Consider the following 22,093-nt stretch of genomic DNA (forward strand, 5'->3'; position numbering starts at 1 on the left):
ACGTTGCGTGAGGCCCGACAGTGGCCGCATGAACAACCCAACCACGCCCCAACGGCTCCACGCGCTCGACAACCTCCGCGCCCTGATGATGTGGCTCGGCATCGTGCTGCACGTGGCGATCAACCACCTCACGATCAATTCGCCGCTGCCATGGCGCGACCCGAAGACATCGCCGGTCGCCGACCTGCTGCTGCTTTTCATCCACAGCTTCCGCATGCCGGTGTTCTTCGTGCTGGCCGGCTTCTTCGTCGCGCTGCTGGTTGCACGGCGCGGCGCCGGCGGCATGCTGCGAAACCGCGCGCTGCGGCTGGCGCTGCCCTTCGCGATTTTCTGGCCGCCGCTGTTCGTGGCGACCACCGTGCTGGCGATGGTCTACATCCACCTGACGGCGCGCGGCATGCCGGGCATCGACTCCGCGCTGACGCCCGCGCGGCAGCCTGGCGGCTCGCCTTTCAACACCATGCACCTGTGGTTCCTGTACCAGCTGTTCTGGTTCAGCGTGATGGCCTGGGCCGGCGTGCGGCTGCAGCGCTTCGTGCCGATACGGCTGCGCGCGGCGCTGGCCCGAAGCTTCGTGACGCTGGCCGAACGGCGCTGGGGCTTCGCTGTGCTGGCGTTGCCCCTGGCGCTCGTCGGCACTTTCTATCCGTCCGGCATGGTCACGGAAAGCGGCTCGTTCCTGCCGCCGCTGGCCGAATGGGTGCAGAGCGGACTCTTCTTCGTGGTCGGCTGGTACGTGCACGGCCAGCAGGAGCGGCTGCTGGCGCTGTTCGCGTCGCGCTGCAAGGGCCACGCGGTGGCCGGCCTCGCATTCCTGGTGGCAACGGTGGTGTTGCTGGGTGCATTCCGCGGCAACCGTCTCCAGTCGCTGCCGCATCCCGAGTTCTGGATCGCCTTCGTCTACAACGCGACCGCATGGCTCTGGAGCCTGGCCCTGATCGGCGGCTTCGTGCGCTACCTGCCGCGCCAGAACGCCGTGCTGGCCTACCTGTCGCAAAGCTCGTACTGGGTGTACCTGGTGCACATGCTCGGCACCATCGGCTTCGGCATCCTGCTGTTCAACGCGCCCTTCGGCGCGGTCGCGAAGATGGGCCTGAACATCGCGGCCACGTCGCTGGTAGCGCTCGCCAGCTACCAGCTGCTGGTGCGCCACACCCGCCTCGGCTCGCTGCTGAACGGTCAGCGCGCGGAAAAGCGCTCGACCAGGAAGTCGACGAAGGCGCGGGTCTTGGCCGCCAAGTGACGCGAGGGATAGACGGCGTAGATCGGCGTCCGGTCGGCCTCCCAGTCTTCGAGCACAGCCTGCAGCCGGCCTGAAGCCAGCTCGCTCTCGACATAGATGCGCGGGATCAGGCTCAGGCCGAAGCCCGCAAGCAGCGCGTCGCGCACGGCGATGCTGGAGCTGACCTTGTAGCGCCCGTCGATGGGCACCGCCACGCTGCGGCCGGCGCGGCTGAAGGTCCACTTGTTCGCGTGGCCCGAAAGCGTGAACTGCACGCACTCGTGGGCCTTCAGGTCTTCGGGCTGCGCAGGCCGGCCGGCGGAGGCGAAGTAGCCGGGCGCGCCGCACAGCACGTGGGTCATGGTCATCAGCTTGCGCGCGACGAGACTCGAATCTTCCAGCCGGTCGCTGCCGCGGATGGCGAGGTCGTAGCCCTCGCCGATGATGTCCGAGCGGCTGTCCTGCAGGTTGAGTTCGAGCCGCAGGTTCGGGTAGCGCTTCATGAACTCGGGAATGGCTGGCGACAGCGAGGTGAGCGCAAAGGTCAGCGGCGCGCTCACGCGCAGCACGCCGCCGGGGCTGCTGCCCATGGGCGCGAGCGCGGCATCGGCCTCGGTGAGTTCGTCGAGGATGCGCGACAGGCGCTCGAAGTAGGCCGCGCCCGCTTCGGTCAGGCTCATCTGCCGCGTGGTGCGGTTGATGAGCCGCACCTTCAAATGCGCCTCCAGCTCCGCGATGTTCTTGCTGATGGCCGCGGCCGAGAGCCCCATCTGCCGCGCGGCGCCGGCGAAGCTGCCCGCGGCGGCGGCGGTGCGGAAGACCTTGAGAGCCGTGAGATGGTCCATGCTGGATTGACGACCGACAGTAAAGAATCAATTCATTATTCGAGCATTCACAACCAAGGGTCAACTCACTAGATTCGAGGCATGACCAGCCGCACCACCGACATCCTCCTCACCGCGACCGCGCCCGCCATCTGGGGCAGCACCTACATCGTCACCACCGAGCTGCTGCCGGCGAACTACCCGCTCACGGTTGCCTTGCTGCGCGCGTTGCCCGCGGGCCTGCTGTTGCTGCTGATCGTGCGCAAGCTGCCCGAACGCGCCTGGTGGGGCCGCATCTTCGTGCTCGGGGCGCTGAATTTCTCGATCCTCTGGGCCATGCTGTTCCTCGCGGCGTATCGACTGCCGGGCGGTGTGGCGGCGACGATCACCTCGGTGCAGCCGCTGCTCGTGGTGTTTCTCGCGAGCGTCTTCCTGGGCTCGCCGGTGCGTGCGTTGTCGGTGGCGGCGGCGGTGGTCGGCATCGGCGGGGTCGCGCTGCTGGTGCTCACGCCGAATGCAGCGCTCGATGCCATCGGCATTGCCGCAGCCGTCGCCGCGGCCGTGTCGATGGCCTTCGGCACAGTGCTGAGCCGTCGCTGGCAGCCGCCGGTGTCGGCGCTGACCTTCACCGCCTGGCAGCTCACCGCGGGCGGCCTGCTGCTGTTGCCGGTGGCGCTGCTGCTGGAGCCGCCGCTGCCCGCGCTCACGGTGCAGAACTGGATCGGCTTCGGCTGGCTCGGCCTCGTGGGCGCCGCGCTGACCTACATCGTGTGGTTCCGTGGTGTGGCCAAGCTTGAGCCATCAGCGATCGCGCCGCTGGCCTTTCTCAGCCCGGTGACGGCCGTGATCCTCGGCTGGGCGCTGCTGGGGCAGAGCCTTTCGGCGTGGCAGGTGGCAGGCATCGGCATCGTGATCGCGAGCATCTGGCTCAGCCAGCATGCGCAGCGCGGCGCGCAGCCGCTGGTGCGGCCTGCCGCGGCCACCCGTTAGGCAAGCGCCGTGGCGCGCTTCAGCAGGCTCAGGTAGCCGGGCTGCACTTCCATGCGCACGATCGCGCCCTGCCGCTGCAGCAGGCGATGCGCGTTCGGCAGGGCCCAGCAGGGCAGGTTGGTGAACATGTGATGTTCGCAGTGGTAGTTGACCCAGTAGGGCGCCACCAGGATGCGTTCGAGCCAGCCGGCGTGCGTGGTGCGGGCCTGCCGCAGCGGATCGGCCTCGTTCTGCGCGACGAGCGCGTGTTCGGCGATGTTGCGCACGCGGCTCACGAGCGGCAGCCATGTCGCCATCGGCAGCAGCCACATCAGCAGCCATGCCCACCAGTAGCCGGCCACGGCAAAGGCCAGGAAGCCTAGGCCGTTGGCGACGAGAAAGCGGCGGTCTTTCGCAAGCTCCCGGCCCAGCACCTTCAAGGCCGACTCGCCCGGCGCACGCTTGCGAATGCCCTCGGCGATGTGCCCGAAGCGCTGCTTGTAGAAAGTCTGCCCGCTCAGGTCCCGCACCACCTTGCGCCACATCGAGGCCCGAGTGATCGGAAAAGGCGCCGACAGCACGAGGTCGGGGTCTTCGGTCTGCTGCACGAAGCGATGGTGCTGCAGGTGGTACGGCCGGTAGTCGCGCAGCGTCGACGAGCACAGCCAGTAGCCCACCCAGTCGTTGATCTTGCGGTTGCGGTGCAGCCCAGCATGCGCCGCGTCGTGCATGAGGATGAAGAGCCCCAGCTGCCGCGCGCCGACGATGGGCACCACCAGCGGAATGGTCCACGGCCACACGATGCCCGCCAGCATGGCGGCGCCGATCACGCCCCAGCAATGCAGCACCAGCCACAGGCCCTTCCACGACGAACGCGCGGTGAGCGACTGCCACTCGTCGGTGGTGAAGAAGTCTTCGGGTTGGGCACGGGGAGCGGCGGCCATGAGGCCAGTATGGCGCTGCAAGCCGCTGTAGAACACACGGAATTCCCCGGGTGCCGGGCGAGGCCCTTCGGCCTACTCGCCGCTACTTGTCGATGATCTTGCGGGCGAAAACTTCGAGATAGTCCATCAACCGGTTGGCGCCCGCGATGGCCGCGGCCTCATCGCCTGTCGCGATGCCCTGCGCCAGTTCGAGGTGCGCATTCGCGCCCTCGACGATCTCGCCTTCATGCTGGTACGCGTACCAGAAGCGCCTGCACTGCACGATCAGCGGCACCACCGCCTTCACTGCGGAATCGTTGTGGCTCGCCTGGTGGTTGACGAGATCCAGCGCGCGGTCGGCCTGCATGTAGTCGTTCAGGTCGCCGCGGCCTGCGGCCTCGACCATCATCTCGGCGCAATGAACGATTTCCTTGCGCTGCTGCGCGGTGGCCCGGCGCGCGGAGCAGGCGGCAATCAGCAGTTCGAGCACGCGGCGGGTCTGGATCACGTCGAGATGGTCGGCCAGGTCGATGGCCGACACCAGCAGTCCGCGGCGCGGCTGCTGCACGATGAGGCCGATGGACACCATGCGCATCAGCGCCTCGCGCACCGGCGTGCGGCCCAGCCCCGTGCGCTCGGCGAGTTCGGCCTCGACGATCTGGCTGCCGGGCTTCAGCAGCATGGTCGACAGCAGCGTCTCGATGGCGTCGTAGGCCATGTCGGCGGCGCGGCGCTTGGGCGGTGGGCGCAAGCTTGTCTTCTTTGGAGCAGTCTTCTTCGGGGCGGCCATGGTTTTCTTTTTCCGCGGATGCGGCGGCGTCATTGTCGGGCGTCGCCGTCGTTCGCGAGACCCACGAGACCCACGAGACCCGCGAGTGTCGCTATGCGGACCGGCGACAGCGGCGGGCGCGGCACGGGTGGCGCCCATCCGAAGAGAAATTGCGCGGCATCGCCACAGACGCGGCCCTGGCAGGCGCCCATGCCGCAGCGGCGGTGCAGCTTGGCGTCTGTCCAGCCGCTGCAGGCTGCCAGCGCGGAGAAGGGCACGTCTTCGCAGCGGCACACGAGCGTGTCGGGTTGCGGCATGGCCTTGATGTCGGCGGCCAGCGCGAAGCTGCGGTGCAGCTGGGCGGCGAAGGCGTTCCAGCGGGCGCGTTCGCCCTCGTGCGTCTTTGCAGCGCGCTCGTTGCCGACGGCGGCATGGCCGGCGATGGTGCCCTGTGCCAGCGCGCGTTCGCTGCCACCAAAGCCGGTGCACTCGCCCGCTGCATAGACGCCGGCGACGCTGGTGGCCTGCAAGGCATCGACCACCAGCGCCTGCGCACCTGGGCCCGTGGGCGTGAGGGCACAGCCGAGCAGTTGCCCCAGCTGCGTGTTGGGCGTAAGGCCGAAGCCGCAGGCGATGCGCTCGCAGGCGATCTCGACTTCTCTGCCGCTGCCTTGTCGAAGGCGAACCGACTCGACCTGCGTCGCACCCTGCGCCGAGACGATGCGCGACGAGGTGCGGTACTTCGGGTCGGCGAGCGTCACTGCCTGCGCGGCCTTGCCCGGCCAGCGCGCGAGGCTGGCACCGAAGCGCGCGACCGAGGCGAACGAAGCCTGTTCGGCGATGCGCAGCACCTTCGCGCCCGCAGCACGTGCCGTCGCGGCGGCGGCAAGCAGCAAGGGGCCGCTGCCCGCGATGACGATGCGCTCGCCCTCGACGGGCATGCCGGCCTTGATGAGCGCCTGCAGGCCGCCCGCACCGGTCACTCCGGGCAGCGTCCAGCCGGGGAAGGGCAGCAGCAGCTCGCGCGCGCCGGTGCAGAGGATGAGCTTGCGCCATTGCATGCGCGTGGCGCGCTCTACGTCTTCGAGCAACAGCTCGTTGGGCGAAGGTGCGGCAGCGACGCGGGTGCCGCTGCGCACGCGGATGTTGGCGTGACGCTCGAGCGCATCGCGCCACTTGCGCGCCGCTGGTGGCAAGGCTGCGCCGGGGCCATCGCGCCAGATCTGTCCGCCGGGCGCGGGGTTGTCGTCGATGACGACGATCGATGCACCGCTCGGCGCAGCAGCCACTGCAGCAGCCATGCCGGCCGGGCCCGCACCGACGACCAGCACATCGCAATGTTCCATGTTCATTCCGCGGTCTCCACGCGCATGCCCTCGGCGCAGACCGTCTGGCATGCGAGCCTGCGCCGGCCATCGACCAGCACGCGGCACTCCTGGCACACGCCCATGCCGCAGAACGGCGCGCGCTGCTGGCCCGTGACCGACGTGCGCGCCACGCCCATGCCACCAGCCACACGCAACGCGGCGGCGACCGAGCTGCCCGCCTTCACGCGGACCAGGTGGCCGTCGATGTTCAACAGGGTGTGGGCGCTCATGCGATCTCCCGCAGTCCGCGCGGTGCGTATGGCGCCGCATCGAAATCAGGAGTCGCGCCGGTCATCAGCGCAGCAAGCAGATGCGCGCTGCCCGGCGCCGTGGTCACGCCCAGGCCTTCGTGCCCAACAGCAAGCCAGAGCTTCTCGCGCCAAGGGTGCTTGCCCAGCAAAGGCAACCCATCGGGCGACGCCGCGCGCATACCGGTCCACGAACGCACGGCGTTGAGATTCGCGAGCCCCGGCAGGTAGTCCAGCGTGCGCTGGAGCATGCGCGCCAGCATCGGCGCCTCGACCGTCGGATCGGTCGTGTCGAACTGGCGCGACGAGCCGACCAGCAGCTGCCCCGTGGGACGCGGCTGCACGTTGAAGGCGACCGAGTCGCCGTCGCTGTGGTGTGCGCTGGTCACGTAGCCGAGCTCGACCAGCTGGTGATGCACCGTGCCCGGATAGCGGTCGGTAATGAGCAGGTGGCCCTTCTTCGGGCGTATCGGAAGTTCGGGGCACAGCGTCGTCGCCTGGATGCCGTTGGCGAGCACGATCTGCGGCGCGGTGCGGCGGCTGCCGTCCGCGAGACGCAGTGCGCCGTTGTCTTCGACGGCATCGACCTTCGCGTGCTCCACACGGACCGAATCAGCGGCCTGCGCAAGCAGCCAGCGCGCCGCATTCGGCGCATAGAGGATGCCGTCGCCCGACACTTCGAGCGCGCCCGACAGGCCCTTGCGCAAGGCGGGCTCGGCGCTCGCCAGTTCGCGCGCATCGAGCAGCCGGCTGTCGATGCCGTGCGCGCGCAGCCGCTGCTGCTTGCGTTCGGCCTCGGCCATCTCTTCGTCGTTGGCGGCAATCCACAGCGTGCCGCAGGCGCTGTACGCGCAGTCTTCGCTGATGCGCGGCGCAAGCTCGCGCCATCGCGCGACCGAATGGCGGCTCAATTCGAGTTCGGCCGCGTTGTCGTCCATCACCACGAGGTGGCCCATGCCCGCGCCGGTGGCGCCGCCGATGCGCGCATCGAGCACCAGCACGCGGCGGCCCGCGTGTGCAAGCGCTTGCGCGCAAGCCGCACCGACGATGCCGGCGCCGATGACGATGACATCCGCGTCCATGCCGCGCGGCGTCAGAGCCGGATGCCCCAGCCGAACGGGTCTTCGTCGTCTATCAGCAGCGTGGCCTCGGCGCTGATGTGCGCGCGGCCACGCAGCGTTGGAATGACCTTGTCGCCGTCCATCGCGTAGCTGGCCTCGAAGACGCTGCCGATCACGCTGGCCTGCTTCCACACCTCGCCGGGCGCAAGCTTGCCGTCGGCCGCGAGGCAGGCGATCTTGGCGCTGGTGCCGGTGCCGCAGGGTGAGCGGTCGTAGGCGTTGCCGGGGCACAGCACGAAGTTGCGGCTGTCGGCGCCTTCATCATCTGCAGCGAAGAGTTCGATGTGGTCGATCTCCGCGCCGTCCGCGCCCGTGATGCCCTGGGCCGAGAGCGCCTTGCGCAATGCCGCGGTGTAGTCGGTCAGCGCCGCGAGGTTGTCGCTCGCCACGCGCTGGCCGTGTTCGCTCACCAGGAAGAACCAGTTGCCGCCCCAAGCCACATCCCCGCGCACGGTGCCATGGCCCGGCAGCTCGACCGCCACCTGGTGCAGATGCCGGTACGCGGGCACGTTGCGCACGCTCACCGAGCCGTCTTCGTGCAGCGTGGTCGTGACGGTGCCCACGGGCGTTTCGATGCGGTGCTCGCCCACGCCGATGCGCCCCATGTGCGCGAGGCTTGCGACCAGCCCGATGGTGCCGTGGCCGCACATGCCGAGGTAGCCGGCGTTGTTGAAGAAGACCACGCCGGCAGCCGCATCCGGCGACACCGGCTCGCACAGCAGCGCGCCCACCACCACGTCGCTGCCGCGCGGCTCCAGCACGGCGGCCGCGCGCCATTTGTCGTGCTGGTCGGCCAGCAGCGCACGGCGCTCGGCCATGCTGCCGCCGCCCAGATCAGGGAAGCCGCCGATCACAAGGCGCGTGGGCTCGCCGCCCGTGTGCGAGTCGATGACCTGGATGCGTTGCATGTGGCGTCGTCCGTTCGTTCAGTAGCTGGCGATGGGTACCGGGGCCGCGTTCTTGAACGTGAACACGGTGATGGGCGCCTGCTTCATGTTGCCCTTGTCGTCGTAGGCATAGGTTGCGGCCACGCCCTTGTACGTTGCCTTGTAGAGCTCCGCGCCCACCTTGTCTGGGTCGATGGAGTTGGCCTTCTTCATCGACTCGCCGATGAACAGCACCTGGTCGTAGTACGAAGCTGCGTAGGCATCAGGGTCGGCGTTGAAGCGCTTCTTGAATTTTTCCTTGAACGCCGGGCCGCTCTGCGCCTTCTCGAGGATGGAGCCGCCTTGCGCGCAGAACACCAGGTCGTTGACCGCATCGCCGCCGAGCTTGCCGGTGGCGGGGCTGCACACGGTGTCGCCGCCCAGCAGCTTGCCGGGCACGGCCAGCTGCTTCATCTGGCGCGCCATGGGCGCGGCCTGCGGTGCATAGCCGCCGAAGAAGATGGCCTCTGGCGCCTTGGCCTTCATGTTGGTCAGGATGGCGGTGAAGTCCACGGCCTTGTCGGTGGTGAACTCCTGGCCGACCACGGTCAGGCCCTGCTTCTTCGCTTCCTTGGTGAACTCCTCGGCCAGGCCCTGGCCGAAGGCGGTGCGGTCGTCGATCACGCCGACCTTCGTCACCTTCAGCACCTTGGCCGCATACACGGCCATGCTGGAGCCGATCTGGTTGTCGCTCGCGATGATGCGGTAGAGGTTCTTGTAGCCGCCCTGCGTCACCTTCGGGTTGGTGCCCACGGTCGAGACCATGGTGCCGCCTTCGCTGTAGATGCGCGAAGCCGGGATGGCCACGCCGGAGCAGTACGGGCCCATGACGTACTTGACGCCGTCATCCACGAACTTCTGCGCGACGCTCACGCCGGTCTTGGCGTCGCACTGGTCGTCTTCCGACACCATCTCGAACTTCAGCGTCTTGCCGCCGACGACGAGCTTCTTCGCGTTGAGCTCCTCGACGGCAAGGCGCACGCCGTTTTCATTGTCCTTGCCCGCGAAGGCATTGGGGCCCGACAGCGGACCGCTGTGACCGATCTTGACCACCTGCTCCTGCGCGTACGCCTGGCCTGCAAGGGCGAGGGCCACGAGGCTTAGAAACGGAACCATGCCTGCTTTTGTCTTCATGCTTCTTCCTAGGTTGGGGACGTTGAAAAGGACGTTCGTTGTGTGCGATTACATGACCGACTGGTACTGAGTGGGCCGCGTCGCGAGCGCCTTCTTGACGATCGCTTCGATGAAGGCGCGCTCCTCGCCGATGAGCGGCAGGCGCGGACGGCGCATGTGCTCGCTGCCCACGCCCACCAGCACGTCGATGAGCTTGAGGTTCTGCACCAGCTTGGTCGACACGTCGAGATGCAGCATCGGCGTCATCCACTGGTAGAGCTTGAGCGCTTCGGCAAACTTGCCGGCCTTCATCAGGTCGTACAGCGCCACGGTCTCGCGCGGGAAGGCACAACCCACGCCGGCCAGCAGGCCGTCGCAGCCGAGCGCCAGGCCCTCATAGGCGAGGTCGTCCACGCCCAGGAACAGCTGGTAGCGGTCGCCCACGGTGTTGCGCAGGTCGGTGATGCGGCGGATGTCGTCGGTGCTTTCCTTGATGGCCGCGATCCATTCGCAGTCGGCCAGCTCGACCATGTGCTCGGGCTTGAGGTCGACGCGGTAGGCCACCGGGTTGTTGTAGACCATGATGGGCTTCTGCGCTGCATTGGCGATGGTGCGCACGTTGAGCATCGCCTCGCGCGCGTCGGCCACGTAGATCACCGAGGGCATCACCATGAAGCCGGCCACGCCGAGCTTGTTGGCGCCGTCCACGTAGCGCAGCGCTTCGCGCGTGCTGGTCTCGGACACATTGGCCAGCACGGGAATGCGGCCGTCGGCAGCTTCGAGCGCGATCTTCGCGACCTGCAGCTTTTCTTCCAGCGTCAGCGTGCTGGCTTCGCCAAGCGAGCCGCAGGTGACGAGGCCGTGGATGCCGTTGCGGATCTGGAAGTCGATGTGCCGGGCCGTGCCCTCGGCATCGATGCTCTCGTCGGCGTGGAACTTGGTGGTGACGGCGGGGAAGATGCCTTGCCAGCGGGGATTGCTCACTTGATCGCTCCTTGTGGATGTGCGGTGGTGTGGAAGCGTCGCACTTTAAATATATTAAGGATATATGGTCAAGATATCTTTCGGGCATGCGCTCTTCCGCGCCCGGTTTTTCTGTGATATCCGGGAGCGGGTAGGTCGCGCTACTTGCGGCCGTCCGCGGGGCGCAGCAGGCCCCGCTTGAGCGTCACCGGCTTGCCGATGGGCGGCGCGGTCTTCGTCTCGACGGTGCGCAGCGTGCCGTTGTCCATGCGCACGCCCACCTCGTAGACCGTGACCGTGCGCACGTGCTTCTCGATCTCGTTGCCCGCGAAGCCGCCGCCCACCGCACCCAGCACGGTGGTTGCGACGCGCCCATTGCCATGGCCGAACTGGTTGCCCACGAGGCCACCCACCACGCCGCCGGCCACGGCCCCCACGCCCGAGGTGTTCTGGATGCGCTTCTGAACCGGGCGAACCGATTCGACATGGCCGCAGACCGCGCAAGGTGGCGGGGCGGGAGGCGCGGCAGCGACCTGTGGTGCATTCATCACGCCTGGCGCCGGTCCGGGCTCGACAGCCGGGGCTGGCATGGGAGCGGGCATCGGCGCAGCCGCCATTGCTTGCGGCGCCGGGCCTGCCGCCGTGGGCGGCACTGCGGGCGCCGGTGGCATGGCTTCAGGCTTGAAATCGTCCGGTGCGGCGGGTGATGCTGCGGCAACGACTGGCGGCGGAACACTCGCACTCGCGACCGGCTCCTGCCGGTGAAGCAACACGCCGCCAAGCGCCACCACGGCCACGCTCAATGCGCCGATCACGGCCCACAGCGCCTTGGGCGACTTGCCCGCCGGCTGGCCCGGAGGCGGGTTGAATGGCGACGTCGGATCCATGAAAAGCCCCTTTTACGGTCCGAAGCGGAATGCCCCGAAACCCATCAGGAAGCATGAACGCGGGCGGCGCGTTGTCAATTGACCGGCGTCCTACACAGCGATGTCGGCCACACCTGAGAGGAACCGCTCGGCCTCGCTTCGCATGCCCCGTGAGATGGACTCCCAGGTCCATGCAGGGAAATCCGACGGCAACAGGGCCTCGACCTCGCTCAGTGCGTCCTCCACCGACGCCACCATGTCCAGCATGGCGTTCCAGACGTCGATGCCACCGTTCTTCATGGCCAGCCCATGCCAGTGGCGAGCCTGGATGGTGTGAAAGACATAGTGCGCATTCTTGGATCGGATGGCCATGGCGAGGCCCGCTTTGCGCGGCTGGAACTGATTGGGCCCGTTGCCGAAGTACGGCCACATCGAAATGATGTCGTAGAGCGGCGTCATCTCGTAGGCGTCGCCGCGCAGGAGGTGAATCGAGAAGTTCTTGGCATGGCCGTCGGTGGCGGCGAGCAGAAAGAAGGCCAATTGCGCGAGCAGGAACCGGGCGCCGTCATCCACGCTCCCGCTGCCTTGCAGAAGCTGCAGGCACTTGCTCATGCCGGGGCCGCCGTGCTGCTCGTACTTCCTGTCGGACGGCAGGCCCATGGCCTGGCAAAAGTCTTCCTGCGGCAGGCGCGCGATCCAGGCGCCACCGTCCATCCACTCGCGGTCGAACCGCTCCACGACCAGGACCGTCTGCCCGCCGAAAGTGGCCATGGAAGTCGGTGCCACTTGCAGGCCGAGTGCCTCGACGATCTGTGCGCACAGCCATTCGTTTTGCACCGAGTCCGAGGCGTCCACGCGCTTGGAGCCGCCGATCAATCCCAGCGGCAGCTTGATGATGTGCGTGGTGGGCGTGGCGCCATGCGGCCGGCACCATTCGCCGTTCCAGAAAGTCAGGGCGGTCTTCTCCTGCGCACCGGCAAGGGAAATGCGAAACAGGTCTTCGTCGCGCATGCCTTCCGGGGTGTCTTCGGACGGAACGGCTTGCAGCAGCGCGGCGATCTGCTCTTCGTCCAGGGGCTCGCAGTTCACGGCATTCCAGCGTTCCGGCGCGGCGCCTTCGGGCAGCAATTGCACGGCCCCGACACAGTCGCGGCCGATGGCTTCGAGCAGGTCGAAAGTCTTGGCGTCCTTGAGCTTGAAGCGATTGCGCAGACGCGCGCGAACCCTGTCGTTGTCGGGCAGCAGATTGTCGAAGTAGTTGCGGACCACCTCGCCGCGGACTTCGAGCGTGCCGGTGAGCGGAATCGACAACGACAGCGAGCGCCGCCGGGGCGATTCGAGCCATCGTGGGTCGTACCGGAAGGTGTGGACGCCGTGGTCGACGGACCAGATGCCAACGGGCTCCCCGTTCATCCACGCGCCGAGCGCTTGCGTCACCAGGACTCCTTCTTCGGCCGGACGACGAAGCTCCGGCGAGACGTCGGCTTGATGTCCTTGCCGGGATTCAGCGCCTGAAGCGCACGAAGCGATGTGCCTGGAGCGCTCGATTGCCCGGAAGGCAGGCGGACCAGCACCGATTGATCGCTCATCCTCTTGGCGATCCATCCCTCCGGAAGGTTCACGGCATCGTCCGGCAGCGAGTCGCGCTTCCCGGGATGCTGCTGCGCGGCGTCCGCGATGGGACTTGGGGACGTCCCGTCCTGCAGGGAAAAGGATGCCCCCAACGCCGCCATCAACTTCATCAGTTGCTCGAAGCTGACCGCCCCGGGATTCGCTTCGATCTCCGCGATCCGGGCCTGGCTGACACCGACCAACGCACCTGCCTGCGCCTGCGTCAGGCCGCGCTTCTTCCGCAGTGCCTTGAGATGCGGCCGCAGCTGGTCGACGAAACGAAGGGGATAGTCCATCGCCGACCAGAATATCGGCTGTAGCTTATTTTGTCAAAATATCAGCTTTGGGATATTTTTATAAGTTACAAGCCCTGTCTTGTTTTTCTCCGAAACAAGGCCTGGCCGTTATTCGATCACCGCCTCAGTCGATCTTCGCCCCGGAAGCCTTCACCACAACCCCCATCGCATCCCAATCCGAACGCAGCAGCTTCTGGAACTCCTCCGCACCCTGGCTGCGCGGCTCCACACCCAAGCGCTTGAAGCGTTCCTGGATCGCCGGGTCGGCCAGCACCTTGTTGGCCGCGGCGTTCAGGCGCTCGACCTCCGCCTTGGGCGTCGCGGCCGGCGCAAGCAGACCGATCCACGAATCGAAGGCGTAACCCGGCAGCCCGCTTTCAGCCACGGTCGGCAGCTTCGGCAGGAAGGGGCTGCGCGACTGGCCTGTGGAAGCCAGCAGCTTCATTCGCGCGTCGTCCTGGAACCCGATCACGCCGATGCTCGACGAGATCACCGCCTGCACGCGGCCCGCGAGCACCTCGTTGACGGCCTCGCCGGTCGACTTGGTCGGGATGTGCGTCATCTGCAGCCCCGCCTTCGCGAGAAACGACGCCATCGCGAGATGCGTGGCGCTGCCGTTGCCGGCCGAGGCGTAGTTGTACTTGCCGGGGTTGGCCTTGACCTCCTTGATGAAGTCGGCCGTGCTCGACACATTCATGCCGCTGGCCACCGCCAGCACATAGCCCGCATTGCCGACGTTGGCCACGCCGACGAAATCCTTCAGCGGGTCGTAGCTCAGCTTGTTGTAGAGAAAGCCCGCGATGTTGTGGCTCGCGGCCGCCAGGATCAGCGTGTTGCCGTCGGCCGGCGCGCGCGCCACCAGGGCCGCGCCCACGGTGCCACCCGCGCCCGCGCGGTTCTCGACGATGGCGCTGGCATTCAGCGCCGCGCCCAGTTCGTTGTTGAAGGCGCGCGCCACCGTGTCCTGCACCGCGCCGGTGGCGAAGGGCACGACGATGTGGATCACGCGCTGCTGCGCATGCGCCGGTGCAACGGCACAGAGCACCGCCGCGGCTGCAAGCGCGGTCAATGAACGTCGGGTGAGCGGGGTGGAGGTCATCTGGGTGGCCACTTCTTTCTTCGTCATCGTCGACAGTGAAAAATTCAAACGCCCGACGGCAGCCAGCGCTGCACCAGCTTCACGAAGTAGCTGGCACCGATCGGGATGATCTCGTCGTTGAAGTCGAACGAGGTGTTGTGGATGATGCAAGGGCCGGGCCCGTGGCCGTCCAGCCGGTGGTCGCCATCGCCATTGCCCAGGAAGGCATAGCAGCCGGGCCGTGCGAGCAGCATGTGCGCGAAGTCTTCAGCGCCCATCACGGCGGGGAAGTTGTCGGTCACCATGTCGTCGCCCACCACCTCGCGCATCACGCCGGCGGCAAAACGCGCCTCGGCTGGGTGGTTCACGGTCGGCGGCGACGAGCGGTTGAAATACACCTCGGCCGTGCAGCCATGCGCCGCCGCCACGCCCGCGGCCACTTCGCGCAAGCGGGCCTCGATCTTGTCGATGGCCTCGATGGAGAAGGTGCGGATGGTGCCACCCACCGTCGCCATGTCGGGAATCACGTTCGGCGCATCGGAGCCCTGCAACTGCGTGACCGCAAGCAGCGCACGCTCGGTGCTCGGAATGGTGCGCGCCACGATGGTCTGCAGCTGCTGCGCGAGCGTGACCACCGCCGCCACCGGGTCGATGCCCGTGTGCGGCATCGAGGCGTGCGTGCCGCGCCCGTGCACGGTGATCTTGTATGTGTTGCTCGACGCCATCAGCGCGCCCTCATTGAGCGCGAAGCGCCCCACGTCGCCCACCGGAAAGTTGTGCAGCCCGAAGACCGCGTCGCACGGAAAGCGCTCGAACAGCCCCTCGTCGATCATCTTCTTGGCGCCGGCCTTGCCCATCTCCTCGGCGGGCTGGAAGATGAAATGCACCGTGCCGTCGAAGTCGCCGGGGCCCTGCTGCGACAGGTGCCACGCGGCGGCCAGCAGCATCGTGGTGTGGCCGTCGTGGCCGCAGGCGTGCATGCGGCCGGGGTTGGTCGACTTGTGGGCGAATTCGTTGGCTTCGTGCAATGGCAGCGCGTCCATGTCGGCGCGCAGGCCGATGGTGCGCGAGCCCGTGCCCTTGCGCAGCACGCCGACGAGTCCCGTGCCGGCGATGCCGCGATGCACCTCGATGCCCCATCCGGTCAGCAGGTTCGCGACCTTCTCGGAAGTGCGGTGCTCCTCGAAACCGAGTTCGGGGTGGGCGTGGATGTCGCGTCGGATCTCGACGAAACGGGCGGCGTTGGCGAGGAAGGAGTCGGCGATGTTCATGGCGGCAAGGGCGCTGTCGTGGGAGGCGGACGATTCTGGCGCAAGGCGGCGTTTGCCGCCATGGCAGCGGGTCAAAGCCCGGCCAGCACTTCGTCCAGCGTGCCGATCAGCAGGTCGGCATTGGCTTCGGAGAAAACCAGCGGCGGGCGGATCTTCAGCGTGTTGGCATGTTCACCGGTAGCGCTCAGCAGCACCTGCCGCTCGCGCAGGCCGTTGACGACGCGCACGGTCTCGGCTGTGGCAGGCGTGCGCGCGCGACGGTCCGTCACGAGCTCCAGGCCCACGAACAGGCCCGCGCCGCGTACGTCGCCGATCAACTCGTGGCGCTCGGCAAGCTTCGAGAGCCCCGCGCGCAGATGGCGGCCGACGCGCTGCGCATTGGCCATCAGGCCTTCGCGCTCGATCACGTCGAGCACGGCCATGCCGGCGGCCATCGACACCGGATTGCCGCCGAAGGTGTTGAAGTAGCGGCACTCGCGGCCGAACGCGGCCAGCACATCAGGGCGCACCGCCAGCCCGGCCAGCGGGTGGCCGTTGCCCAGCGGCTTGCCCATGGTCACGATGTCGGGCATCAGGCCCTCGTGGCGCATGAAGCCCCAGAAGGCATCGCCGGTGCGGCCCAGGCCCGGCTGCACTTCGTCGGCGATGAAGATGCCGCCGGCTTCGCGGATCGCCGCCACCGCCTCAGTGAGAAAGCCCGCCGGGTCGGTGAAGATGCCGTCGCTCGAGAACACCGTGTCGACCATCAACGCGGCAGGCCGAATGCCATGAGCCTGCAGGTCGGCAATCGCTGCACGCACACCGGCCGCAAACGCCGCGCCCTGCTCCCCGGCCGGCACGCGATAGCTGTCCGGCGCCGGCACGGTGCGCACCGCACGGCCAAGCTGTACGAAGCGCCCGAGCGAGGGAGAGGCCTGCGCGATCGACTCGGTCACGCCGTGGTACGCGAAGCGCGTGACGATCAGCCCTTCGGCCTTGGTGTGGGCCTTGGCGATGCGCATCGCGAGGTCGTTGGCCTCGCTGCCGGTGCAGGTGAACATCGCATGGCCGAGCTCGCGCGGCATGGTGGCGAGCAGCCGCTCGGCGTAGTCGAGCACGCCCTCGTGCAGGTAGCGCGTGTGGGTGTTGAGCACGCCGGCCTGCCGCGCGATGGCCTCCACCACGTGCGGATGGCAATGCCCCACCGACGCGACGTTGTTGTACGCATCGAGATAGCGCTTGCCGTCGGCGTCGTCGAGCCATACGCCCTCGCCGCGCACCGGATGCAGCGGCGCTTCGTAGAACAGGCGGTAGGCCGGGCCGAGCAGCCGCGCGCGGCGCTCCAGGAGCGATTCTTCAGGCATTTGCGTGACTCTGGTTCATGCCGCAGGCGCGCCGGAAGGCGGTGCTTGCGGCTTCGTTGCCGATGCGGTCGCAGGCCTGCAGGCGGGCCCACGAAAGCGCGTTGTTGCGCAGCAGGTAGGCCGCGTTGTCGGGGTGGCGCGCGGCGCGCCAGCCGCTGATGGCCACCACCATCACGAGCCGCGCGGTGATCAGCGTGAACAGCACGTCGACCTCCTCGCGCGTCAGCGGCAGCACGGCGTGGTACGCGGCAATGAAGGGCACGATGCCGGCCAGCGCATCGCCCGCCGGATCGAGCTGGTAGGCCGCGGCCACTGCCAGGTCGTCGATCAGCGGCGCGCGCACCATGTCACCGAAATCGAGGATGCCGGCAATGCGGTCGGTGTCGGCGGGGTCGACCAGCACGTTGTAGATGTTGAAGTCGTTGTGAATGGGCTGCGTGCGCAGGCCCGCCAACACGGGCTTTGCATCGCGCTCGAAGCGGTCGAGCGAGCGCCCGGCCAGCGCGCGCCGCTGCGGATCGCCGATGTGCGCGAGCAGGCCGCGCACGCTGTCGGCGCGCTGGATGTCCCAGGGCAGCGCGAGCGCGCCGGCCGGATGGTCGAAGTCGCGCAGCGCGAGGTCGAGCCGGGCCAGCGTTCGCGCCAGGTTCAGTTGCTGCGCGGCTGTGCGCGGCGCTTCGGGCAAGGGCAGGCCCGGCAGATAGCTGAAGAGCCGAGCCACGCGCGGCAGACCGTCGCCCGGATCGCACAGCAGCGAGGGCTGGCCCTCGCGCGTGGGCACGATGCGCTGCACCGGCAACCCCGCGTCGGCCGCCGCGATGTGCAGCAGCGCCTGGGTCTGGAAGTCCGCCACCAGCGGTGTTTCGCTCGGGTGCGAGATCTTCAGCATGAAGCGCTCGCCGGTCAGCGCCGATTCGAGGCGGTAGTTGCGGTCGCGCTCGCCGGTCAGCGGCCGCATCTCGCCCTCGATGCCGTAATGGCGCAGCGCGAACGCGCGCACCCATTCGGCGTCGAGTTCGGGCGAGCCTTCGCTCAAGACTTCCGCATCGTCGAACCCGTCCGCTGCCGTCATGCGGCGCCCGCGAAGCCGCGCAGCGCGCTGGCGAGGTTGGGGCCCAGGTCGTCGCAGAGGTAGCCGCCCTCCTGCACCAGCACGGTCGGCAAGCCCAGACGCGCGATCTCGGCGAGCAGCTGCGCGAAGCCCGGCGTGGTGATCTTCATGCCCTTGTAGGGATCGCGCTCGTGCGTGTCCAGTCCGAGTGCCACCACCAGCGCGCCGGGCGCGAAGGCGCGAATGCTCTCGCAGGCATCGCGCAACGCAGGCAGGTAGCCATCGATGTCGGTGCCCAGCGCTAGCGGCTTGTTGATGTTGTAGCCCAGGCCCGCGCCCTCGCCGCGCTCGTGCGCGTAACCGGTGAAGAAGGGCGTGAAGTTGCGTGGATCGCCGTGCAGCGAGATCGTCAGCACGTCGGCGCGGCGGTAGAAGATGCCCTGCGTGCCGTTGCCATGGTGCACGTCGATGTCGAGGATCGCCACGCGCTCGTGCGCCGCGCGCAGCTGCTGCGCGGCGATGGCCGTGTTGTTCAGGTAGCAGAAGCCGTTGGCCCGGTCCGCGTACGCGTGGTGGCCCGGCGGGCGGCACAGCGCATAGGCCGCGCGCTCGCCCTGCAGCACCAGCTGTGCCGCATGCGTGGCCACGTGGGCCGAGCCCACGGCCGCTGCCCAGGTGTGCGGGCCGATGGAGCAGGCGTTGTCGCCCATGTGGTAGCCGGCCTGCCCGACCACGCTCTCCGGGTAGGTGCAGGGCTCTCCCGGAAAGGGATGGATGTTGGGCATGACCTCGTCGGAGGGGTCGTCGAGCAGGCGCCAGCGCGCATAGGCCGTCTCGAGGAACCGCAGGTACTCGGGCGTGTGGATCGCGGCGCGCGGGCCGGCGCCGAAGTCTTCGCCCGCGATGACCTCGTGGCCGTCATGCTCGACCGCCGACAGCAGGCGGAAGGCGCGCTCGGGCTGCTCGTTGCTGCGCTTCAGGCGGCCACGCACCATGAAGAGCTGCGGGTCGTGGTCCTTGTGGGCGTCGCTGTAGACGATCTTCATCGCGCGGGTCCTTGCGTCGGAGTCGGGGTAGATGGAGAAACCGTGCCGTGCTGCTTCACGAACAGCGCGCGCACCTGCTGCCATGCGTCGTCGAGGTGCTCGCGCATGGCCAGGCGCGAGGCATCGACGTCGCGGCTCATCAGCGCATCGACGATCGGGTAGTGCGTGTTGGCCATGGTCTCGGGGTCGTGGTAGACCGCGTCGATCAGCGCGATGATCATCTGCATCTCGGTCTGCGTGTTCGAGAAGATGCGGTGCAGGTGCGCGTTGCCCGAGAGCTCGCAGATCAGCGTGTGAAAAGCCAGGTCGGTCGCGATGCGCACGTGCTGCGGCTGCGTGGGCGCCTCGCGCACCATGCCGTCGACCAGCGTGCGCAGGCGCTGCAGCCCGGCGTCGTCGGCCTTGCGGCAGGCCAGTTCGACGGATGTCATCTCGAGGCTCAGGCGCACTTCGAACAGGTCGTCGATCTCCTGGACGCTGATGGTGCGCACCGCGAAGCCGTGGCGCGGCCGCGCGACCAGCACGCCCTGCCGTTCGAGCCGGCGCGCGGCCTCGCGCACCGGGGCGCGGCTCACGCCCATGCGGCGTGCGATCTCGGCCTCGACGATGCGGCTGCCGGGCGCCAGGCGCCCTTCGACGATCGCGCGCGTCAGCTGCGCTTCGACCAGCCCGACGAGGTCTTGCGCCTCGACGGACTCGAAGCCGGCGCTGTCGGCAGTGGAAGAAGAAAAAGCCATGGTGTTTGTCTCGTCATGTGAGAGGGATCGGGTTCTTATTCTTGATCGGCCGCCGCGCCAGGTACACGCCCGCCGCCATGATCAGCGCAATGCCCGCCATCGCCAGCGCATCGGGTGGCCTGTGGAACCAGAAGGTGCTGAAGGCCACCGCCAGCAGCAGCTGAAAGTAGTTGAGCGGCGCCAGCGTCGCGGCCTCGACGCGCTCGAAGGCGGCCAGCAGCAGCCATTGCGCGAGCCCGCTGCACGCGCCGCCCGCAAGCAGCAGCAACACCGCACCGGCGGCGGGCCGCTCGGCCGGCAGGAAGAAGGGTGCCGGCACGGCCGTCACCACCAGGCACACGATCGCCGTGTACGCGTACTGCACCGGGCTTTCAACGAGCCCCGCGAGGCGGCGCGTGAGCAGCTGGAAGATCGCATAGCAGACGGCCGACACCGCCATCAGCACCGTGCCCACCCAGGGCAGGTTGCCGCCGGGCCGCACGATCAGCAGCATGCCGGCAAAGCCCACGCTCACCGCCACCCAGCGGCTGCGCTGCACCTGTTCGCCGACCAGCCAGGGCGACAGCGCCACCATGAGCAGCGGCGCGGTGAAGTAGATCGCGGTGGCCTCGGCCAGCGGCATCCAGATCAGCGCCGTCATGAAGCAGGTGGCCACCGTCGCGAGCATCGTGCCGCGCAGCAGCAGCAGCTTTTTCTGCGGCGCCCGCCAGATGCGCAGGTCACCATGGCGCAGCAGCATGGCAAAGGCAATGCAGATCACCGACAGGTAGCGCATCAGGTTGATGAACGGCGCCGGGTAGAACTGCAGCATGTGCTTGCAGAAGGCGTCGTAGCTCGCAAAGGCCATCAGCGCGCAGAAGAACAGCGCAACGCCGGTGCTCCTGGAGCCAGGCGGTCGCAACAGCACTGCGGCGTTCGCTGTGTTCACGCCAGCGAAGCCTCGAAGCGGGCCATCGCGCGGTCGAAGCGTTCGAACATCTCGTCGATCTGCGCGGGCGTGATGATCAGCGGCGGGCAGAAGGCCACGGCATCGCCCATGGCGCGCACGATCAGGCCTTCCTGCAACGCAAGCTCGGCCAGCCGCGCGCCGGCCTTCATCGCCGGATCGAACGGCGTGCGGGTAGCCGGCTCAGCTGCGAGTTCGATCGCGCCGATCAGCCCCACGCCGCGCACCTCGCCCACATGCGGATGGCCGGCGTAGCGGCGCAGGCCAGCCTGGAACTGTGGCGCCAGCGACTGCACATGCGCGAGCACCTTTTCCTCTTCGTAGATGCGCAGTGTTTCGAGCGCCACCGCGGCGGTCACCGGATGGCCCGAGTAGGTGAAGCCGTGGCCGAAGGTGCCGATCTTTCCGCTGTTGGCGGCCACGGCCGCATGCACCTGCTCGGACACCATGACGGCCGAGATCGGCACATAGCCCGACGACAGCGCCTTGGCGGCCGTGAGGATGTCGGGCCGCAGGCCGAAGGTGGTGGAGCCGAACATCTCGCCGGTGCGGCAGAAGCCGCAGATCACCTCGTCGGCGATCAGCAGCACCTCGTACTTGCGCAGCACGGCCTGCACCTTCTCGAAGTAGGTGGCCGGCGGCACCAGCACGCCGCCCGCGCCCATCACCGGCTCCGCGATGAAGGCGCCCACGGTGTCGGGCCCTTCGGCCAGGATGCGCTGCTCCAGCGCATCGGCCAGCCGCGTGGCGAAGGCTTCTTCGGTTTCGCCGGGCTCGGCATAGCGGTAGTGGTGCGGGCAGTCGACATGCAGGATGCGGTCGATCGGCAGGTCGAAGTCGCGGTGGTTGGGAACAAGCCCGCTCAGACTGGCCGCCGCCACGGTGACGCCGTGGTACGCATTGCGGCGCGCGATGATCTTCTTCTTGGCCGGCTTGCCGATGGCGTTGTGGTAGTACCAAACGAGCTTGACGGCCGTGTCGTTCGCCTCCGAACCCGAGTTGGCGAAGAACACCTTGGACATGGGCACCGGCGCCATCGCAATCAGCTTCTCGGCCAGCGCGATGGCGGCTGCGTTCGAGCGGTGGTTGAAGGTGTGATAGCAGGGCAGCGTGTGCAGCGCCTCGCTGCCGGCCTTGGCCAGGCGCTCGTTGCTGAAGCCCAGCGAGACGCACCACAGGCCCGACATGGCCTCCAGGTAGCGGCGGCCCTGGTCGTCCTGCACGTAGATGCCGTCGCCGCGCTCGATCACGAGCGGGTCGACCTGCGGATGCGCCGCGAGGTTGGTGAAGGGGTGCAGATGGGCCGCGATGTCGTTCGCCGCGCGCTCGGCGTGTGCCGATTGCAGGGCGGCGTTGGGAATCGATGCGTTCATGGGGCCTGCTCCGTTTTTCTTGCTTGAATT

At 68.0% G+C, this 22,093-nt stretch carries 22 protein-coding genes; 2 read left to right on the plus strand and 20 right to left on the minus strand.

Translation table 11 applies throughout. From position 1 onward, the window contains the following. The first annotated feature begins 28 nt into the window (after positions 1-28). Positions 29-1,243 carry an acyltransferase family protein gene (locus BMW87_RS11315; protein ID WP_093076328.1) on the plus strand — a complete coding sequence of 405 codons (1,215 nt, stop codon included), beginning with the start codon at positions 29-31 and terminating at the stop codon, positions 1,241-1,243. Here the strand turns inward: BMW87_RS11315 and BMW87_RS11320 are convergent. Beyond that, a complete protein-coding gene (locus BMW87_RS11320; protein WP_093076330.1) occupies positions 1,180-2,067 on the minus strand; it encodes a LysR family transcriptional regulator in 888 nt (295 codons plus the stop codon). The genes BMW87_RS11315 and BMW87_RS11320 overlap by 64 nt on opposite strands. A gap of 81 nt (positions 2,068-2,148) precedes the next feature. On the opposite strand from BMW87_RS11320, the gene BMW87_RS11325 reads away from it, so the two are divergent. After that, positions 2,149-3,036 carry an EamA family transporter gene (locus tag BMW87_RS11325; RefSeq protein ID WP_093076331.1) on the plus strand — a complete coding sequence of 296 codons (888 nt, stop codon included), beginning with the start codon at positions 2,149-2,151 and terminating at the stop codon, positions 3,034-3,036. On the opposite strand, the gene BMW87_RS11330 is transcribed toward BMW87_RS11325, so the two are convergent. The 19 genes from BMW87_RS11330 to BMW87_RS11420 all read right to left on the minus strand — a co-directional run bounded on the left by BMW87_RS11330 (position 3,033) and on the right by BMW87_RS11420 (position 22,063). Then, entirely contained in the window at positions 3,033-3,959 is a 927-nt protein-coding gene (locus tag BMW87_RS11330; RefSeq protein WP_093076644.1) for a fatty acid desaturase family protein, read from the minus strand. The genes BMW87_RS11325 and BMW87_RS11330 overlap by 4 nt on opposite strands. Positions 3,960-4,041: 82 nt before the next feature. Further along, positions 4,042-4,728: a GntR family transcriptional regulator gene (locus BMW87_RS11335; RefSeq protein ID WP_093076333.1), complete on the minus strand. Its 687-nt coding sequence runs from the start codon at positions 4,726-4,728 to the stop codon at positions 4,042-4,044. Between the two features lie 29 nt (positions 4,729-4,757). Next, on the minus strand, positions 4,758-6,059 hold the full coding sequence (locus BMW87_RS11340; protein ID WP_093076334.1) for an NAD(P)/FAD-dependent oxidoreductase: 1,302 nt from the start codon (positions 6,057-6,059) through the stop codon (positions 4,758-4,760). Further along, the gene (locus tag BMW87_RS11345) at positions 6,056-6,304 is read right to left on the minus strand and encodes a (2Fe-2S)-binding protein (protein ID WP_093076336.1); all 249 of its coding nucleotides are present in this window, start codon (positions 6,302-6,304) and stop codon (positions 6,056-6,058) included. The genes BMW87_RS11340 and BMW87_RS11345 overlap by 4 nt, the downstream gene beginning before the upstream one ends. Continuing rightward, positions 6,301-7,404: an NAD(P)/FAD-dependent oxidoreductase gene (locus tag BMW87_RS11350; protein ID WP_093076337.1), complete on the minus strand. Its 1,104-nt coding sequence runs from the start codon at positions 7,402-7,404 to the stop codon at positions 6,301-6,303. Before BMW87_RS11350 ends, BMW87_RS11345 begins: the two co-directional genes overlap by 4 nt. Before the next feature lie 11 nt (positions 7,405-7,415). Then, positions 7,416-8,351 carry a 4-hydroxyproline epimerase gene (locus BMW87_RS11355; RefSeq protein ID WP_093076339.1) on the minus strand — a complete coding sequence of 312 codons (936 nt, stop codon included), beginning with the start codon at positions 8,349-8,351 and terminating at the stop codon, positions 7,416-7,418. Between the two features lie 18 nt (positions 8,352-8,369). Further along, positions 8,370-9,503: a branched-chain amino acid ABC transporter substrate-binding protein gene (locus tag BMW87_RS11360; protein WP_093055138.1), complete on the minus strand. Its 1,134-nt coding sequence runs from the start codon at positions 9,501-9,503 to the stop codon at positions 8,370-8,372. Positions 9,504-9,551: 48 nt separating this feature from the next. Continuing rightward, positions 9,552-10,466, minus strand: a complete 915-nt coding sequence (locus tag BMW87_RS11365; protein WP_093076340.1) for a dihydrodipicolinate synthase family protein — start codon at positions 10,464-10,466, stop codon at positions 9,552-9,554. A 140-nt stretch (positions 10,467-10,606) separates the two neighbouring features. Beyond that, complete coding sequence (locus BMW87_RS11370) at positions 10,607-11,332, minus strand: glycine zipper 2TM domain-containing protein (protein ID WP_093076342.1); 726 nt, start codon at positions 11,330-11,332, stop codon at positions 10,607-10,609. Positions 11,333-11,422: 90 nt separating this feature from the next. Then, complete coding sequence (locus BMW87_RS11375; protein ID WP_371258808.1) at positions 11,423-12,751, minus strand: type II toxin-antitoxin system HipA family toxin; 1,329 nt, start codon at positions 12,749-12,751, stop codon at positions 11,423-11,425. Then, positions 12,745-13,218, minus strand: coding sequence for a helix-turn-helix domain-containing protein (locus BMW87_RS11380; RefSeq protein WP_093076343.1), 474 nt, complete (start codon positions 13,216-13,218; stop codon positions 12,745-12,747). The genes BMW87_RS11375 and BMW87_RS11380 overlap by 7 nt, the downstream gene beginning before the upstream one ends. A gap of 124 nt (positions 13,219-13,342) precedes the next feature. Then, complete coding sequence (locus BMW87_RS11385; protein ID WP_093076647.1) at positions 13,343-14,344, minus strand: tripartite tricarboxylate transporter substrate-binding protein; 1,002 nt, start codon at positions 14,342-14,344, stop codon at positions 13,343-13,345. Between the two features lie 17 nt (positions 14,345-14,361). Continuing rightward, positions 14,362-15,567: a M20 aminoacylase family protein gene (locus BMW87_RS11390; RefSeq protein WP_093076344.1), complete on the minus strand. Its 1,206-nt coding sequence runs from the start codon at positions 15,565-15,567 to the stop codon at positions 14,362-14,364. 71 nt (positions 15,568-15,638) lie between these two features. After that, on the minus strand, positions 15,639-16,910 hold the full coding sequence (locus BMW87_RS11395) for an aspartate aminotransferase family protein (RefSeq protein ID WP_093076346.1): 1,272 nt from the start codon (positions 16,908-16,910) through the stop codon (positions 15,639-15,641). Continuing rightward, on the minus strand, positions 16,903-17,982 hold the full coding sequence (locus BMW87_RS11400) for a phosphotransferase (protein ID WP_093076347.1): 1,080 nt from the start codon (positions 17,980-17,982) through the stop codon (positions 16,903-16,905). Before BMW87_RS11400 ends, BMW87_RS11395 begins: the two co-directional genes overlap by 8 nt. Continuing rightward, entirely contained in the window at positions 17,979-19,007 is a 1,029-nt protein-coding gene (locus BMW87_RS11405; protein ID WP_093076348.1) for a histone deacetylase family protein, read from the minus strand. The genes BMW87_RS11400 and BMW87_RS11405 overlap by 4 nt, the downstream gene beginning before the upstream one ends. Next, a complete protein-coding gene (locus tag BMW87_RS11410) occupies positions 19,004-19,744 on the minus strand; it encodes a GntR family transcriptional regulator (RefSeq protein ID WP_093076349.1) in 741 nt (246 codons plus the stop codon). The genes BMW87_RS11405 and BMW87_RS11410 overlap by 4 nt, the downstream gene beginning before the upstream one ends. A 13-nt stretch (positions 19,745-19,757) precedes the next feature. Continuing rightward, the gene (locus BMW87_RS11415) at positions 19,758-20,672 is read right to left on the minus strand and encodes a DMT family transporter (RefSeq protein WP_093076351.1); all 915 of its coding nucleotides are present in this window, start codon (positions 20,670-20,672) and stop codon (positions 19,758-19,760) included. Then, positions 20,669-22,063, minus strand: a complete 1,395-nt coding sequence (locus BMW87_RS11420; protein ID WP_093076353.1) for an aspartate aminotransferase family protein — start codon at positions 22,061-22,063, stop codon at positions 20,669-20,671. Before BMW87_RS11420 ends, BMW87_RS11415 begins: the two co-directional genes overlap by 4 nt. Positions 22,064-22,093 lie beyond the last annotated feature (30 nt).

The sequence above is a fragment of the Variovorax sp. OV084 genome (assembly GCF_900111625.1).
GTDB lineage: Bacteria > Pseudomonadota > Gammaproteobacteria > Burkholderiales > Burkholderiaceae_C > Variovorax.